The sequence below is a fragment of the Pseudomonas allokribbensis genome (genome assembly GCF_014863605.1).
In the GTDB taxonomy this organism is placed as follows: domain Bacteria; phylum Pseudomonadota; class Gammaproteobacteria; order Pseudomonadales; family Pseudomonadaceae; genus Aquipseudomonas; species Aquipseudomonas allokribbensis.
The window spans coordinates 6,395,674-6,412,111 of sequence record NZ_CP062252.1; the positions used below are offsets into that span (position 1 = coordinate 6,395,674).

Below are 16,438 nucleotides of genomic sequence, written 5' to 3' on the forward strand. Positions count from 1 at the left end.
ATCCGTTACGCCCGCAGTCGCAAACGCTGCAGCCAGGACGAAGTGGCGCCCAAGGCGTCACGCAATTGTTCAGCAGTGATGGTGCGCTCTGCCGCGTTGAAGCTCAGCGCTGTACGCAGCGCTGGCCAACAGTGTTTGGGTAGGTGCTGCGGGGCTTGCAGTTCGCGATCCAGGTGTTCGTCACGGGCCTGGGTCGAGGACAAGCGGCGGAACGGGTGTTTGCCGCCCGCCAGTTCATAGATCACGCAGGCCACGCCGTACACGTCCGCGCTGGCCGACAACGGTTGGCCCTCAAGCAGTTCGGGGGCGGCGTAGCCCGGGGTCCAGGCGTTGAAGCGCTCGCGGCTCAGGTGCGGCAGGCCGGGCAGGATGCCCTCCTCGGCTTGCCCGAGACCGAAGTCGAACAGGCGCACGCCGTCTTCGCAGAGCATGACGTTGCTCGGCTTCATGTCACCGTGCAGCACGCCGCGACGGTGGGCGTAGGCCAACGCGTCGAGCAGCGGCAGCGCGATGTCGCGCAGTTCTTTCCACGGCAGGCCCAGTGGCCGCTCGCAGAGCAGTTTGTCCAGGGTCAGGCCACGCATGAGTTCCATGGTGATGAAGGCCCGCTGGCAATCGGTGTCCACTTCGAACGTGTGCGGTCGCAGCACGTTGTCGTGGCGCAGGCGTCGGGTCAGGGCGAACTCGCTGTAGAGCAAGGCACTGGCGTCCGGCGACTCGGCAAATTCTTCGCTGAGGATTTTCAGCGCAATGTAAGGATCGGGATCGCCGAACTGTTCGTGCAGCAGATCCCGGGCCCGGTAAACCGCACCCATGCCACCGGCCCCGAGCAGACGCTCGAGGTGATAGCGGCCTGCCAGAACGTCTGGCAGTTCGCCGACGCTGGCCCGTGTAGGCGTCAGCGCGGGTTCGGCGTTGTGCTGCTTTGCAAAAGCGAAATAGGTCAGGTTGTTGGCCTGCTCTTCGCTCATCAGCAAGTCGTCGACTGAGGATTCGATTTCAGTCATTGGCGGATCACCACGGCAGTCAGATTGTCGCGAGCGGCACCCCGCAGGGCGCCGTCGAACAGACGTTCCAGCGCCACATGTGGCGCCGCCAGGCTGAGGGCGTTGCCGAGGGCGTCGCTGCTCAGGCCTTGATACAAACCATCGCTGCACAGCAGGAACACATCGCCCGGATAGACCTCGAGTTCCAGTACATCCAGGGTCAGTTGTTCCGCCGCGCCCACCGCCCGGGTCAAGGCCTGGGCTGCCGGGTGCGCCGCTGCCTGTTCGACGCTCATCTGTTGCTCGTCGATCAGTTGCTGTTGCAGCGAGTGATCCTTCGACAGCTGATACAGACGCTGCCCGCGCCACATGTAGCAACGGCTGTCGCCGGCCCAGATGCAGGCCGCGCGATTGCCATCCACCAGCAGCGCCACGACGGTGCTGCCCATGATGCTGTCGTGACGCCCGGCGGTGACGGTCAACTCTTGCCCCAGGCGCCGGTTCAGCCAGTGCAGGCACTGGCGGATGGCTTTGAGGCGTTCGTCGAAGTCTTCGTGTTGCGGCAGTTCAGCCAGGCTGGCGACGATCAACTGGCTGGCGATGTCGCCCCCCTGATGACCGCCCATGCCGTCCGCGACCACCCACAGCCCATGCTGCGGGGTGTCGAGGAAGGCATCTTCGTTGCGCGACCGCACCTTGCCCGGGTCGGTTCGCGCCGCGCTGCGCCAGGGACTGGCCACCAGCATCAGAGCTGCACCGGCATACGGAAGGTGCGCATCACGCCCATGTCGAACGGGTTCGGCGTGCGCTGGCTGGTCAGCAGGTAGTTGGCGCGCAGGCCACCCACGTCGGCTTTCAGCACCAGCACGTCACGACCGGTCAGGTACTCGGTCTGCATCAGGTCGAACAGACGGAACAACGACCACGGGCCGGAGTTCTTCTCGATGCCGATCGGGCGGCCGGCCATCTTGTCCATGACCAGGCTGGTGCGACCGTCTTCAGCATCGGTCGGCCACTTGAAGTTCATGGGCAGGATCGGACCGTGGCGGTATTCCATGGTCTTGTCGCCGAACTTGAACTCGGAACGGCTGACCGCCGGATCGAGAGTGTACGGCTCCAGCTTGAACTGCACGGTCGGCTCGGCCGGGTTGATCGAGAAGAAGCTCTGGCGAATGTTCAGTGCCGCAGCCATCTGATCGAGGAAGACCTTGGACACCGGCAGGCTGCGACCGTCGATGCTGCGCATCCGGTAGCTGCCCGGATCACCGCTGACGAATGGACGCATGTAGCTGTCGAAGAAGCGGTCGATGGTGCCCTGAGCCCGGAAGAACTCGCGGAAATCGCTGATCGCCACATCGCTGGTGCTCGAAGCGCTGAATGGGTAACGCTGGTTGATGGTCTTGCCATACACGCTGTACAGCTCGCTCTGATAACGGCCGTTCAGGTATTGGTAGGCATCGTTGAGCACCAGGCGCCACGAGTCTTCAGCCAGGACGTTGAACCACACGCTCAGCGGACGCGGCAGACGACCGGACGCATTGCGCAGGTTGGTCAGCGCATCACGCTGGCCGCTCATGCGGGTCTTGGCCAGTTCGAACGCGGCTTGCTCCGGCGTGCTGGAACGGGCGAGGCCCGCCAGTTGCAGTTGCAGGTCGTTGAGCGCGGCGAATGCCGGGGTCAGGTCAGCGGCCGGGCCGTTGTTGTCGTCGAGCAGTTTATGCAGCGGTTCGAAGCGGCGTTGCAGCGACTTCTTGGCGGTGTCGGGCAGATTCTTCGCCACGTTCATGGCCGAAGCCTTGTCCGCGACAGCGGAAGCGAGTTTGCCGACCTTGCCCAGTTTGCCCTTCTGCCCCGCCAGCGCATCGGCGGCGTCACCGGCTTCATCCACCGGCTCTGGGGCTGCCTGGAAGCGGGTGTTTTCGCGCACTTCAGTCAACAGCGCCAGCACCGGCGAGTTGGCCGAGGTCAGGCCTGCCAGTTGCTCGGCGCCTTCACCGGCGTCGCTGATCGGCGGCAGTGCCACCTGGCCAACGGCCTCGCTCCAGTAGTTGGCGTAGTCGCGGAAGTACAGTTGCTCCAGTTCGACCATCAGGCGACGCAGATCCATGTCGCTGATGCCCGCGCCTTCGCCCAGCACCCAGTTGTCACGCAGGATGTCGGTGACCAGCGCCGAACCCTGTACCGAAAAATACTGCTGATAGCCGGTCTGGGTATAGAAGCCCGGGATCACGTATTCGGTGCCGATGAACAGCGAGCCCTGCGGGCCGAGGTGCTGGCTGAAGCGATAGTCCGGCAGGTTGCGCGCCTGCTCACGGAGCATGCGGTAAACCACGTTTGCCAGCGATTCACTGCGCAGAACCTGACGCGCCTGAGTCACCAACTGCTCGTTGAGCGGGTAGATAAACGGCAGCTTCAGCAGACGCTCAAGGTGCGCGTTCAAACCGTTCTGCACCGCGGTGTTGCCGGTGTAGCGCTGCGACCAGTCGGTGGCGACCCAGTCCTTGAGCCATGCCGCGTCGCGACGATCCTTCATGTTCAGCATCAGGTACGCGCGCAGGCTGTTGATCAGCTTTTCGCGGTCCTTCATGTTGGCGCGGATCTGGCCTTCGAGCATGGTAGCGACGCGCGGCAGCAGTTGCTTTTCAAGCTCGCGCTCGTACGCTTCCTTGACCACCGGATTGACGTCCTGGCCCTGATACAGACCAACGCGCTCGTGGTACGCAGCGTCGCCCTTCTTCGGGAACACCTGAGTCGCGGCGTAGCTGGTGTCGAGGGTTTTCAGCGTACCCATGGCGTCATCGCGCGGCGACAGTGCCGTGCGTTGCTGCGTCCAGTTCTGCGCCAGATTGCGCAGGTTTTCCAGACGCTCGTAGTTGGCCGAGAAACCACCGGCCCAGAGCATGCCGAACAGCGCCAGGGCACCCAATGCACCGACGTACAACGCACGCTGGCCCCAATGGATGCGGCTGCGTTCGCGCTTGTCCAGACCGGCCAGATCGGCCTCGGGGAAAATCACCCGGCTGAGCAAGTGGTGGATGAAACGCGAACGACCGCTGCGCAGCGTCGGCAGCACGCCGGCGCTCATGCCCAGACTTGCGCCGATACCGGCAGTGGTCGAATCCATTTCGTGGGTCAGGTGCGGAGCGCTGGTCAGGTAGAAACCACGCAGCTGCGTCGCTCGCTGATAGCGGTTGCCGGTGAACGCCATGTCGACGAACAGGCACAGGCGCTCGCCGATCTGGCCCATCTGGTGCGGGAAGTCGAGGATGCGACCACGGCGCTGGGTGTCGCGCTCGGAGTGCATGCGCATGATCACCTGGCTGTTGAGGCGACGCAGCAGCTCTTCGAACTCGCCGCGCAGTACAGCCACGTCGGTGCCGACCTGATCCTTGCGGAAACTGGTACCCAGCACCTGATCGCTTTCTTCGCGGGTCAGTTGGTCGAAGAACTCGTCGAAGCCCAGCAGCTTGTCAGCCTTGCTCAGCACCAGATACACCGGCACATCGACGTGCAGCTTCTGATAGACGTCTTGCAGACGCGCACGCACCTGGCGAGCCAGAGTGTCGATGTCCTGCTCGCTGCCACTGGTGAGGGTTTCCACCGGAATGGTCACCAGCACGCCGTTCAGCGGACGCCCACGACGACGCTTGCGCAGCAGCTCCAGCAGAGTGGTCCAGGCGCTGCCGTCGACTTCCGAATCCGGCTGGGTCAGGTAACGGCCGGCGGTGTCGATCAGCACACCGTGGTCGGCGAAGTACCAGTCGCAATGACGGGTGCCGTGGGTGTCGCGGGTCAGCTTGCGGTCGATCTTGTTGATCGGGAATTCCAGCCCGGAGAAGTCCAGCAGGCTGGTCTTGCCACTGGCCTGCGGGCCGATCAGCAAGTACCACGGCAAGTCACTGCGCCAGCGCTCGCTGCGGCCGCGATACAGGCTCGAAGTCTTGAGGGTTTTCAGGGCGTCCTTGAAACGCTCCTTCAACTCTTTCTGCTCTTCTTCGATCAGGTCGTCGCGACGGATACGGTCCTGGCCATCTTCGGTTTCCTCGACGGCTTTCTTGCGAATACCGGCGCGCCAGCTGACGAAGACCATGGTCAGGCCCCAGATCAGGAACAGCACGCTGATGGTCAGCAACCGGGAGGTCGAACCTTCCCAGAACTTGTAGTCATCCACCGCCAACAACGGGCCGACGAACCACACCAGCAGGGCCACGAACAGCACCAGCAGCAAGGTCCAGACCCAGGTCTGGCGCAGGAAGGCGCCGACTTTCTTGAAAAACTTTTTCATCACACGTCCCTGTTTACGGCTGCGACTGCGGCTGGACCGCGGCCGGATCAAGCGGCTGATAAGGTTGCAGAACGGTGTCGCGCTGCTCGCCCAAGACCCAGGCGAAGCCCGAATACATCATCACCAGGCAGACGAAGGTGAACAGCACCACCATCCACGCCGGCACGATGCGCACCAGGTTGCGGCGCTGATCGTTGAGGCCTTCCCACTGCGGCGACAATTCGCGCGGCACGTCGCCACGCAACTGACGGATCTGCCGGTACAGGGCGTCGCGGATGCCTTCGAGTTCCAGCATGCCGCGCGCCTGTACGCGGTACTTGCCCTCGAAACCGAGGGACAGGCACAGGTACATCAGCTCCAGCATCGGCAGGTGCTTGACCGGGTTTTTCGACAGCCGATCGAGCAGCTGGAAGAACTTCTCGCCACCGAAGGTTTCGTTGTGGAAGCTGCTGAGCAGGCTCATCTGCGACCACTCGCTTTCGTTGCCCCACGGCGTAGTCACGACGGCTTCGTCGACCACGGTGCAGAGCACGTAACGCGCGGCCATCACCTGGCTGCTTTCGGCGCCGTTGTGCAGGGCGCGCACTTCAAACAGCTTGAGCCCGGCGGTCAGGCGCTCGTTGAGCGCGTAGAGGTCTTCGCGGGTTTCGCTGTGCTTGAGGCGCACCACTTCCGACAGCAGTTCGGACGACGCAGCCACCAGCGAATTCAGGCTGATGTTGAAGGCCTCCGCCGGGCGCAGGCGCGCAGCGTAGATCATCCGTTCTTCCAGTTGTTCGAAACGCGGTGGCGCAGCGAAGTCGGTCAGCGGACTCGCCGCCGGGCCATGGCCCTGACGGTCGAGCAGGACGGTTTTGTCGTCCTGGTTGTGTTCCATGTCCTTGATCATGTCGGTCAGTTCCTGATGGCCCAGAATTTCAGTTCAAGCTCGGCGAATTCGCCGGACACATGGAACGCGAAGCCGCCGGAGCGCTCGAGTTGTGCCAGGTCTTCGGAACTGAGTTCGAGGATGAAATAGGTTTTGTTGGAGTGGAACGCGATCTGCCGCGGGGCCACCGGCAACGGTTTGACCTTGATCCCCGGCAGGTGCAGGTTGACCAGTTGGCGGATGCGCTCCACCGGGCCGACCTTGAGGTGCGCAGGCAAGCGGTTGCGCAGTTCTTCGGAGTCGCAGTTGGCACTGGCTGCCAGCACGAACGACGCCGAGCCCAGCAGTTTGTGGTCGTGCAACGGCGACACGATGATCCCGTACTGACGCGCTTGCAGGATCAGTTCGATGGCGTGCTGTTCCAGCACCATCGACAGCACCTGACGGATCGACTCCATCAGTTTGCGGAAGCTCGCACCCTGGTCGGCGTGGGAGTAACGGCTGTCCAGACGCGGGCGTTTGCTGTCGCTGGAGAAGGTCGCCAGATCGCCGAGCATGGTCAGCAGCGTGCGGTACAACTCTTCCGGGTGAACCTGCTCCAGGCCCAGGTAGTGGCGCAGCAGCAGTTCGGTGCGGTTGATCAGTTGCAGCATCATGAAGTCGCCGATCTCCGCGCCGCCGACCTTGCCGTTCGAACGAATACGCTCGGCAATGGTGTCGCCCCGGTGACCGAGCATGCTGATCACTTCTTTCAGGCACGACAGCAGGTAGCTGGAAGCGTGGGCCTGAATGTAGGTCGGCACAAAGTCCGGATCGAGGCTGATCACGCCGTCCGGCGTGGTGTCGAGCACGTCGCAGATCTTCAGCTTCACGTAGGCCTGGTCGCTCTGCTGCTCGCCGAGCAACAGCTTGAAGTCCGGGCGACCGCATTTGACCTGGCTCGCCGAATCGTCACCGGCGTTGGAGTCGGCCACTTCGGTTTCATAGGCGGTGTAGCGCGCCAGCACGTCGGACTGCTCCGGGCGGCGGGCCTCGATGTGGTTACCGGTGACCAGCGGCAGCGCCAGGTAGATCGGCATGTTGCCGGTGTTCGGCGGCACGTCCAGCGCCAGCGGTTCGGTGTTGCCACCGAGTTCGAACAGGCTGCCGTCCGGCAGGATCCCCGAGGCTTCACTGATCACCAGTTTGCCCATGTTGAGGAACTGCAAGTCGATCTCGAGGTTCAGGAAACCCCAGGTGTAGCCGCCCAGCAACTGGGTGCGGGTCTTCATCTGGTGATCGTAGTAGCGGTCGTTGTGCTGGAAGTGCTGCGGACGCAGCAGCATGCCTTCCTGCCAGATGACTTTATGGGTATTCATGATCAGTCATCCGCCTTGGCGAGCACTTCGTTGGTTTTGCGGATACCGGCCTGATCCAGCGTCAGATCGGCTTCGGTGACTTCCAGCGGCGTGATCGGGAACGTGTGGCGCCACTTGGTTTCCGGCAGGTCGCGGTACGCGGCGAGGATGCCGATGTAGCGGCTGCCCTCCTCCACGCTGAGTTTCAGTTCCACGGTTTCACCCGGGCGCAGTTCGAGTTCTTCGCTGGCCACCAGATCAGGGTTGAGGGATTCCTTGGCGCGCTCGTAGAGGCTGAAGAAGTCGGCGTTCTCGAAGGTCACCGGGTGCTTGAGTTCGAACAGGCGCACCACGATCGGCGACGGACGACCATTGAGATCCGGGTTCAGTTGATCGCTGCCGGTGATCTTGAGGTTGATCTTGGTCACTTTCGAATACGGCGACATCGACGAGCAACCGGCGAGCAGCACCAACAGGGTGAGCGCGGTCAGCGTCTGGAAAAAAGCGGTCGAGCGGCGAGACATGCGCATCATCCTTGGTGGTCGGTGTGGAGGGTGGAGATCAGGCGGATCTGTTCTTCGTAGGCCTGGGCGAAGTCGCGGGCCAGCAGGCGCTCGCTCCACTCATCGTCCTGACGCAGCGCGTGGTGGTAGCGGTTGAACGCTCTCCAGCGGCCACCGGAAGTGGCGAGCAACGGCTTGTTGTCGCGCTCGAAACGCAGGGTCAACTGCTCCGGCGAGAAGTGCTCCAGGGTGCCGCGCACCGCCGCACGGCTGGCGGTCAGCAGCGCCACCTGATGCGCCTGCAAGTCGCGGAACGCACGGGAGATTGCCTGCTCGGCCGGCAAGTGGCCCGGCTTGTGCGGCTGCAACAGGATGTCCAGCGCTTCGCTCGGATCGACGGCGAATTTCAGCGGATTCTTGTTGGTGCCTTGCACGGTGGTCTGGGCCAGGCGCAGTTCGTTTTTCAGCTCGGAGCGGGTGCGCAGGCTCTGTTGCAGACCGCCGATGCTCTGGCGCAGCAGGCGTGCGGCATTGACCGCCAGTGCTTCGCGCTCGTCATGGCTCAGGCCTTTCAGATCGACCCCCAGTGCCGCACCGAAGTGATCCCAGAAACCCTGTGGCTGACGCTCGACCTCTTTCGGAGCCGGCGCAGGTTCAGGCTTGGGCTCGACGATCAGCTCCGGCACCATCAGGCTTTCCATGTCGATGCGCGCATAGTCGGCGCGCTGACGGGAGTCTTCGGGGTCGGTGACCGGCGCGAGCATTTCCTCGAATTCCGAGTACACGCGCTCTTGCTGCTCCAGCGACTTCAACGGGTCGAGGTCGAGGAACGCGTCGTCCGGAATGATGGTGCCGGCGGCCCGTGGCAGGCCCGCTTCACCGTCGAACGTCGCCGGGTCGCGCACCAGACGCGCGCGAATCTCGAAGTCGCCCAGCACGTAGGTGCTGCCATGCTCGATGCGCACCGGTTCGCCCTTGTGCAGGCGTGCGCCGCTGTCGCCGTCCTGGACACCGTTGCTGCTGGTGTCGGTCAGGAAGAACGTGCCCTCGCGATAACTGACGATCGCGTGGTGGTTGGACAAGTGACGCTTGCGGTCTGGGATGATCCAGTCGCAGTCCTCGCCCCGCCCGATCACGCCGCCGGCCTGTTTGAAGGTCCGCTGGCACAGCTCGGTGGGCACGAACTGCTTGGTGTTCAGCATTTCGAAAACCAATTCCATGTTTGATGCTCCTTGCGGTCACTTGCCGCGATTGACCGCCTGCGGATCACCCAATGGGCGGTAATCGTTATCGTTGAATTTGTAATTGCCGCTACAGCCGCCGAGGCCGCATAGAACGACGAGGGTCAGCAGGACAGCGTGCCAGTGACGAACAGACATCAGAGGGTCTCCAGGTGTAGACAAAGCACAAAGCGCCGACCCTTTCGGGCGGCGCTGATATAAGCGGACGAGGTGAAACCGACGGACTTTTGCCTACCCATCGAAGTCACCCAGATTGATGTTCAAACGGCCGAGCCGGTAAAGCAGCGTGCGACGGGGCAAGCCCAGTTCCCGGGCGGCGAGCGTCTGGTTGCCGTCGTTCTTGCGCAGGCAATCGAGAAGCAGATTGCGTTCGACCGCTTCCAGTCGTTCGCGCAGATTGAGGCCGCAGTGGTCTTCCGGCGCCGGTGCCGGTTCCAGTCGCAGCGAAAAATGCTCGGCCAGCAACTCACCGCCCTCGCACAACAGCACTGCCCGTTCGACCAGACCTTTGAGTTCGCGCACGTTGCCGGGGAAGGTGTAACCGGACAGGTGATCCAGCGCCGCTTCCGACCAGCGCACCGGGTCGCGTTGCAAAAACACGCAAGCCTTGTCGGCGAAGTGCTTGGCCAGATCGAGGATGTCGCCTTCGCGCTGACGCAGGGCCGGCAACTCGATCGGGAATTGCGCGAGGCGGTAGTACAAGTCCTCGCGGAATTTGCCTTCGCTGACCAGCACCGACAGATCGCGGTGCGTTGCGGCGATGATGCGCACGTCGATCTTGTGGGTGTCGTTGGAACCCAGCGGACGAATCTCGCCTTCCTGCAACACGCGCAGCAATTTGGCCTGCAACGCCAGCGGCATGTCGCCGATTTCGTCGAGCAACAGGGTCCCGCCATTGGCCGCGTCGAACAGCCCGGCGCGGTCGCGGTCGGCGCCGGTGAACGCGCCTTTGCGGTAGCCGAACAGCTCGCTTTCCAGCAGGTTTTCCGGGAACGCCGCGCAGTTCTGCACGATGAACGCCTGGGACCGGCGCGGGCCGCAATCATGGATTGCCCGCGCGACCACTTCCTTGCCGGTGCCGGTCTCACCGCGCAACAGCACGGTGTACGGGCTGTGCAGGACTTTGCTGATCAGCGAGTAGGTCTGGCGCATCGCCGCGCTCTTGCCGATCAGGCCGTAGCCGCTGGCACTCGGCAGGCTGCGCACGACCGGCGCGGCCGCATCCACTGGCTGTCGCAGGCGTTGCAGCAAGTGCAACTGACCAAGCACGAACGAGCCGAGCTGACCGAGGGAATCGGCAAACCCTTGCAGGTTGATGTGGCGACGGCTGGCGCACAGCAACAGGCCTTCGACCGCCTTCTGCCCGTTGACCAGCGGCACGCACAACAGCGACTGCCACGGCGTGGACGACGCCGGCAGAAAACTGGTTTCTTGCAGGCTGCCGCCCAGGTCGTCGAAGCACACCACGCGGTTCTGGCACAGGGCGAACTGCAACAGTTGCTCGCCGTTGTAATCGGCCGGCAGGCTCGCCGCGCTGCGCGGTTGCAGCACGCCGTCGAGGCATTCGGCATTCATCCCCAGCGACGTGTGCGTGGCGTCCAGCAAGTACAGCTGCGTCAGTTCGCAACTGCTCAGCCCGGCCAGACCGCGCACGAAGTCACCCAGCAGCGCAGCACCGTCCGCCGAGCGCGACAGGCTGGCGAACTGCGCCAGCAAGGCTTCGGCATAGAGCAGTGGCTGCGGCACTTGAGTGAACATCACACTCACCTCAGGCGAACTCGCAGGTCACGCTGGCGTCGCCGTCGAGCGTCGCATGCACGCGCTTGAGGCTTTCACCGGTGGCCATGGCGTCGAGCAAGCGGTCGGCCACCAGCGGCAACACGTGCTGGTCGAGCAAGTGGTCGATCAGACGCGCACCGCTTTCGCTCTGGGTGCAGCGCTCGGACAGGTGATCGACGAGGTTCTGGCACCAGCTGAAATCCAGCTGACGACGGTTCAGACGCTCGCCCAGACGACCGAGTTTGATCTCGATCAACTCGCGCAGCACCGGGCCGCCGACCGGGTAGTACGGCACCACTTTCATCCGCGCCAGCAGCGCCGGTTTGAAGTGTTTGCTGAGCACCGGGCGAATGGTTTCTTCCAGCACTTCGGCGGTCGGACGCGCGCCGTCTTCGCAGAGGTCGCTGATCTTGTCGCTGCCCAGGTTCGAGGTCATCAGGATCAGCGTGTTGCGGAAGTCGATCTCGCGCCCTTCGCCGTCGTTGGCCACACCTTTGTCGAAGATTTGGTAGAACAGGTTGAGCACGTCCGGGTCGGCCTTCTCGACTTCATCGAGCAACACCACCGAGTACGGTTTCTGGCGCACGGCTTCGGTGAGCATGCCGCCCTCGCCGTAACCGACGTAGCCTGGCGGCGCACCGATCAGGCGGGAAACAGTGTGCTTCTCCTGGAACTCGGACATGTTGATGGTGGTGATGAAGCGATCGCCGCCGTACAGCAAATCGGCGAGTGCCAGTGCGGTTTCGGTCTTGCCGACGCCGCTCGGGCCCACCAGCAGGAACACGCCGACCGGTGCGTCAGGCTTGTTCAGACCGGCAGCGGTGGCGCGCATCGAGCGATCCAGTGCGTGGACGGCTTGTTCCTGACCACGGATACGGGTGCGCAGGTCAGTGGCGAAGCTTGCGACTTTGGCGTTGTGTTCGCGGGCCAGTTGCGCCAGCGGCACGCCGGTCCAGGCGCTGATCACTTCGGCCACCAGACGCGGGCAGACTTCGAAGCTGACCAGACGCTCCTTGACCTGAGCGGCGGTCAGGGCGCTGTGGGTTTCGTTGAGTTGCGCTTCCAGCGCTTCGACGCTGAGGGCTTCGTCGACTTCGGCGGCGTGGGTTTCGATCACGGTGCCTTCGGCGTCTTCCTCAACAGTCACTGTCGGCTCGACCGCCGCCGCTTCACGGGCCTTGGCCAGTTGCTGACGCAGTTCCAGCAGGCGCTCGGCCAGTTGTTTCTGCTCGGTCCACAGGGTTTCCAGTGCGACCATTTCGTCTTCGGCTTCGTCCAGACGCGCTTCCAGTGCATCCAGCGCTTCGTGGTCGATCAGCAGACCGGCTTCGGCATCGCGGCGCAGGGCCTGGCGCTGACGGCCACCTTCAGCCAGCTCGCCACGCAGGCGTTCCAGGCTTTCCGGGGCAGCGGCGAGGCTGATGCGAACGCGGGCGCAGGCGGTGTCGAGTACATCGACCGCTTTGTCCGGCAGTTGGCGACCGGCCAGGTAACGGGCGGACAGTTCCGCTGCCGACACCACCGCATCATCGCGCAGGTAGATGCCGTGGCTTTTCTCGTAGACCTGAGCCAGGCCACGCAGGATGGTCACCGCTTCATTCACGGTCGGTTCATGCAGCTGAACCGGCTGGAAACGACGGGCCAGTGCCGGGTCTTTCTCGAAGTATTTCTTGTACTCGGCCCAGGTGGTCGCAGCGATGGTGCGCAGTTCGCCACGGGCCAGCGCCGGCTTCAGCAGGTTGGCCGCATCGGAACCACCGGCATTGCCACCCGCGCCGATCAGGGTGTGGGCTTCGTCGATGAACAGGATGATCGGCTTCGGCGAGGCTTTGACCTCGTCGATCACGCCTTTCAGACGACGCTCGAATTCACCTTTGACACTGGCGCCGGCCTGCAACAGGCCCATGTCCAGCGACAGCAGTTCGACGCCCTTGAGCACTTGCGGTACTTCACCGGCAGCGATGCGCGAGGCCAGGCCTTCGACGATGGCGGTTTTACCGACACCGGCTTCACCGACCACGATCGGGTTGTTCTTGCGGCGACGGGCGAGGATGTCGACCATCTGGCGGATCGCGCCATCGCGGCACAGCACCGGGTCGAGTTTGCCGTCGCGGGCCTGTTGGGTCAGGTTGTGGGTGAAGCGCTCCAGCAGCGATTCGCCTTGGGCAGCCGGTTTGCCGTTGGCCGCTGCTTGCGGCTGTTGCGACAGGGCAAACTCCTTCAGACGATCGATGTTCAGTTTGGCGAGCAACGGCTGGTAGCGGCTGCCGGCGTAGCGCATCGGGTTGCGCAGCAGCGCGAGGATCAGCGCCGCATCTTCGACCGAGGTCTGGCCCAGTTCAAGGTTGGCCACCAGCAGCGCGTCTTGCAGCCACTGCACCAGCTCCGGCGCGAACACCGGGTTGCGCGAAGCGCTGTGTTCAACCCGCGATTGCAGTGCGGCGCTCAGTTCGCCAGCGTCCACATCGGCATCTTGCAGCGCGCGGGAGAGCAGACCGTTCGGGCGCTCCAGCAGGCCCAGCATCAGGTCTTCGACCAGAATCTTGCTGCCGCCACGAGCGACGCAGCGCTCGGCCGAACGCTCCAGATCGCGACGGGTTTCGGCGTCCAGCGCCTGGATGAGTTGTTGCAGGTCTACGTTGATCATGGCTCACGTCCTTAATGAATTTTGCTGCCGAGTGTCACCACGCCGTCTGCTTTCTCGCAGCCCAGCCAACTGGTCCACCCCAGGCGACAGTCGTTCTTCTCGCCAATGCGCAGTTCGCGGATTTCTTCCGGGCGCAGCACCAGGCGAATGTCGTAATCGAGCGGGTCACGCAAGGTGAACCGCACCAGCGCGCAGAGCGGCTGGTAACCGAAACCGATGGGCAGGAATTCGTGGAAGCGTTCCCAGTCGAGTTCGGTGATGTGAATGCGGAACTTGCCGCTGCGGTCGCGCACGTGTTCGCCCAGCACCAGGTCTTCACCCAGCACGCTGTTGGCGAAGCCGAGGCGGTTGCGTTGCTCTTCGAGGATTTCCACGCGGCGCTCGATGCACTGCTCGATGACCAGGTCTTCGTGCTTGAAGTAGTAACGCAGCACCGCTTCGATCAGCGCCGCCGAGTGCGCCCGCAGACTGAGCAGGCCGAGGTACGGCAGCAGGCGTTTCCAGTTCAGTTCCTTGGCCCGGCGGATCTCGTCGCCGCCGAGGCCGATCAGGGCGAACAGCTGCGACGAGAACGGGTCAACCGCACCGCTCTGGAAGCTCGCGCGATAGCGATACTTGCGCCAGATCGGCAGCAACAGCCGTTGCAGGCGATGGTGGAACAGGTCGAGGAAGTTGCGCGTCGGGTTGCCGTCTTCGCTGTCGCCCAGGGCTTGTTCGCCGTAGAACGCTGGCAGCGGCGAACCGGAACCGACCAGGCCGATCAGGTTGAAACGCAGGCGCGCGCGCATCTGCCCGTGTTCTTCGAAAAACTCCACGCGATCGACGTCGCTGCCGGGAAATCCCAGGCTCGGGTTGGCCTGGAATTCCAGCTGGTCGTACAGGTCTTCTTCGCTCAGGTACGGGTGCGCGTCGCGCAGCCGGTCGATCACCAGCAACACGGCCTGAAACAGCGAGTACTCGCGTATTACCCGGGTCAGCCCGCTTAAAGCAGGGGCTGCAGACCCATACGTGGTGTCCATTGGTACACCTCTCCCTGTGTGCTTTTTACTCGCAGCTCGTGGAACGAATTGAGACTGGCGTAAAGCGCGAAAAACTCGTTGAGAACCGAGGCGAAGACGAACAGGTCGCCCTCACCGATATACCCTTCCGGGTCGATAGTCAGTTCGGTGCGCAAACCGCGCACCGGCAGGCCACGGTGCAGCCGGTCCACGTGGTGATGCTTGATCAGTTTCAGACCGCCGAGCAGGCGTTTGCTGACCTTCTCCGCGTGCTGGTCGTAGTAGCGCGGCAGGTCGTAGGTTTCGAGAATCACCTTCAGTGCATTGACGTCGGCCAGCGACAGATAGTTAAGCGACATGTTGCTGATCAGCTTCCACAGGAAGTCACGGTTCAGCGGCGGCGCGAAACTGGACGTGGCCGGGGTGATGTTGCGGAAACTCAGGAACTCCGGCGTTTCTTCGCAGGCCATGCAGATCTGCCCGAGCTTGAGTTTGCGCGGCAGGTTCTGGTTGGTGCAGACCAGCTCGATCGACAGGGTTTCGTGGGCTTCGGTGTGGCGGATGCCGAAGCTCAGGTAGGTGTCGAGGCCGTCGTGCAGCAGCGACGAACGCTGGCGGATGCTGTAATGCGGACGGCTGTTGGGCACGTCGAAACTCGGGTCGTGCTCGAAGGATTCGAACGGCACGTATTCCTGATAACCGAGGCCGCCGGGCTTCCAGCCGGTCACGGTTTCCACCGAGAACACGCCGCAGTTTTCCAGATCGAATTCCGCCGGCAGCAGCAGGTATTCATCCTGCTTGCCGTCGAGGCGGATCGGCAGTGCGTCGTGCTTGAACAGGTTGACGATCGGCGTGCAGAACAGCTTCACGTTATCCAGGGTCGGACGCATGCGCATGATGCCGCTCTTGCGGATGTCGAAGCGCAATTCCAGGCCGCGCATCTGCTTGAGGGTGTCTTCCGGCAGCGCCTTGAGAATGTCCAGACCGTGGACATCGACGAACAGGAATTTGTCCTGGAAAGCGAAGTATTCCTGCAGGTAGCGATAGCCCCGAAAGGTGTTCAGCGGATACGGGATCAACGCTTCTTCTTCGGCAAAACCCACTGGCTTGACGCGGTCGCCCGGAATCTTGAACGCCATCGGTTTGCCGCTCACACCGTCGATAGGCTTGCCGGCGCCGTCGAGCGGGATCAGTTCGATGCCGTCGAGGTTGCGCAGCAGGCTCAGGTAGAGCATCTGGCTGATGTAGCGCTCACCTGCAAAGTGCAGACGCAGCTTGCTCAGCTCCAGCTCGCCGAGGTGGCCGTCGGCACTCATCTCCAGGCGCAGGCTGAGCAGCGAACCGTCGCCCTTCACCGAGTAGTTCAGCGCGGCCAGATCCAGCGCCATGACTTCGGTCGGGTAGCAGGTGCGGAAGCGGCAACGCACGTCTTCGATCGGCACGCTTTCAATCGGCGTATCACGCTCGACCTTTAGCGCCGGCCCCGAGCGCTTGAGTGGATCGAACTGCAGAATGCTGAACGCCGGCAGCGGGCGCATGTAGTTCGGCCACAGCAACTGCATCAGCGAATGGCTGAGCTCCGGCAACTCGTCATCGAGCTTCTGGCGCAGCCGCCCGGTCAGAAACGCAAAGCCTTCCAGCAACCGCTCCACGTCCGGATCCCGCCCGGCCTGTCCCAGGAACGGTGCCAACGCCGGACTACGCTCGGCGAAACGGCGGCCCAGTTGGCGCAGTGCGGTGAGTTCGCTTTGGTAGTAGTGGTTAAAGGACACGGGGTACCTGCCTGGTAGTGGA

12 protein-coding genes are annotated in these 16,438 nt (G+C 63.2%); all 12 read right to left on the reverse strand.

Annotation, left to right across the window (positions count from 1 at the left end; translation table 11 throughout):
- Nucleotides 1-5: 5 nt before the first annotated feature.
- Nucleotides 6-1,007: a serine/threonine-protein kinase gene (locus IF199_RS29540; protein WP_192559316.1), complete on the reverse strand. Its 1,002-nt coding sequence runs from the start codon at nucleotides 1,005-1,007 to the stop codon at nucleotides 6-8.
- Nucleotides 1,004-1,732, reverse strand: a complete 729-nt coding sequence (locus IF199_RS29545; protein ID WP_011336583.1) for a PP2C family protein-serine/threonine phosphatase — start codon at nucleotides 1,730-1,732, stop codon at nucleotides 1,004-1,006. Before IF199_RS29545 ends, IF199_RS29540 begins: the two co-directional genes overlap by 4 nt.
- Nucleotides 1,732-5,271: a type VI secretion system membrane subunit TssM gene (gene tssM / locus IF199_RS29550; RefSeq protein WP_096817228.1), complete on the reverse strand. Its 3,540-nt coding sequence runs from the start codon at nucleotides 5,269-5,271 to the stop codon at nucleotides 1,732-1,734. The genes IF199_RS29545 and tssM overlap by 1 nt, the downstream gene beginning before the upstream one ends.
- 13 nt (nucleotides 5,272-5,284) lie before the next feature.
- The gene (icmH, locus tag IF199_RS29555) at nucleotides 5,285-6,160 is read right to left on the reverse strand and encodes a type IVB secretion system protein IcmH/DotU (RefSeq protein ID WP_007954389.1); all 876 of its coding nucleotides are present in this window, start codon (nucleotides 6,158-6,160) and stop codon (nucleotides 5,285-5,287) included.
- A gap of 5 nt (nucleotides 6,161-6,165) precedes the next feature.
- Nucleotides 6,166-7,497: a type VI secretion system baseplate subunit TssK gene (gene tssK, locus IF199_RS29560; RefSeq protein ID WP_096817226.1), complete on the reverse strand. Its 1,332-nt coding sequence runs from the start codon at nucleotides 7,495-7,497 to the stop codon at nucleotides 6,166-6,168.
- Nucleotides 7,498-7,499: 2 nt separating this feature from the next.
- On the reverse strand, nucleotides 7,500-8,000 hold the full coding sequence (gene tssJ / locus IF199_RS29565; protein ID WP_102620680.1) for a type VI secretion system lipoprotein TssJ: 501 nt from the start codon (nucleotides 7,998-8,000) through the stop codon (nucleotides 7,500-7,502).
- Between the two features lie 5 nt (nucleotides 8,001-8,005).
- Nucleotides 8,006-9,199, reverse strand: a complete 1,194-nt coding sequence (gene tagH, locus IF199_RS29570) for a type VI secretion system-associated FHA domain protein TagH (protein ID WP_096817222.1) — start codon at nucleotides 9,197-9,199, stop codon at nucleotides 8,006-8,008.
- A gap of 18 nt (nucleotides 9,200-9,217) precedes the next feature.
- The gene (locus IF199_RS29575; RefSeq protein ID WP_003229566.1) at nucleotides 9,218-9,358 is read right to left on the reverse strand and encodes a hypothetical protein; all 141 of its coding nucleotides are present in this window, start codon (nucleotides 9,356-9,358) and stop codon (nucleotides 9,218-9,220) included.
- Nucleotides 9,359-9,451: 93 nt separating this feature from the next.
- Nucleotides 9,452-10,978: a sigma-54 interaction domain-containing protein gene (locus IF199_RS29580; protein WP_192559317.1), complete on the reverse strand. Its 1,527-nt coding sequence runs from the start codon at nucleotides 10,976-10,978 to the stop codon at nucleotides 9,452-9,454.
- A 10-nt stretch (nucleotides 10,979-10,988) separates the two neighbouring features.
- Entirely contained in the window at nucleotides 10,989-13,646 is a 2,658-nt protein-coding gene (tssH, locus tag IF199_RS29585) for a type VI secretion system ATPase TssH (protein WP_192559318.1), read from the reverse strand.
- An 11-nt stretch (nucleotides 13,647-13,657) separates the two neighbouring features.
- Nucleotides 13,658-14,665 (reverse strand): type VI secretion system baseplate subunit TssG, encoded by a 1,008-nt coding sequence (gene tssG / locus IF199_RS29590; protein ID WP_192559319.1) that lies wholly within the window; start codon nucleotides 14,663-14,665, stop codon nucleotides 13,658-13,660.
- Nucleotides 14,629-16,416 carry a type VI secretion system baseplate subunit TssF gene (gene tssF / locus IF199_RS29595; protein WP_096817214.1) on the reverse strand — a complete coding sequence of 596 codons (1,788 nt, stop codon included), beginning with the start codon at nucleotides 16,414-16,416 and terminating at the stop codon, nucleotides 14,629-14,631. Before tssF ends, tssG begins: the two co-directional genes overlap by 37 nt.
- Nucleotides 16,417-16,438: the final 22 nt, after the last annotated feature.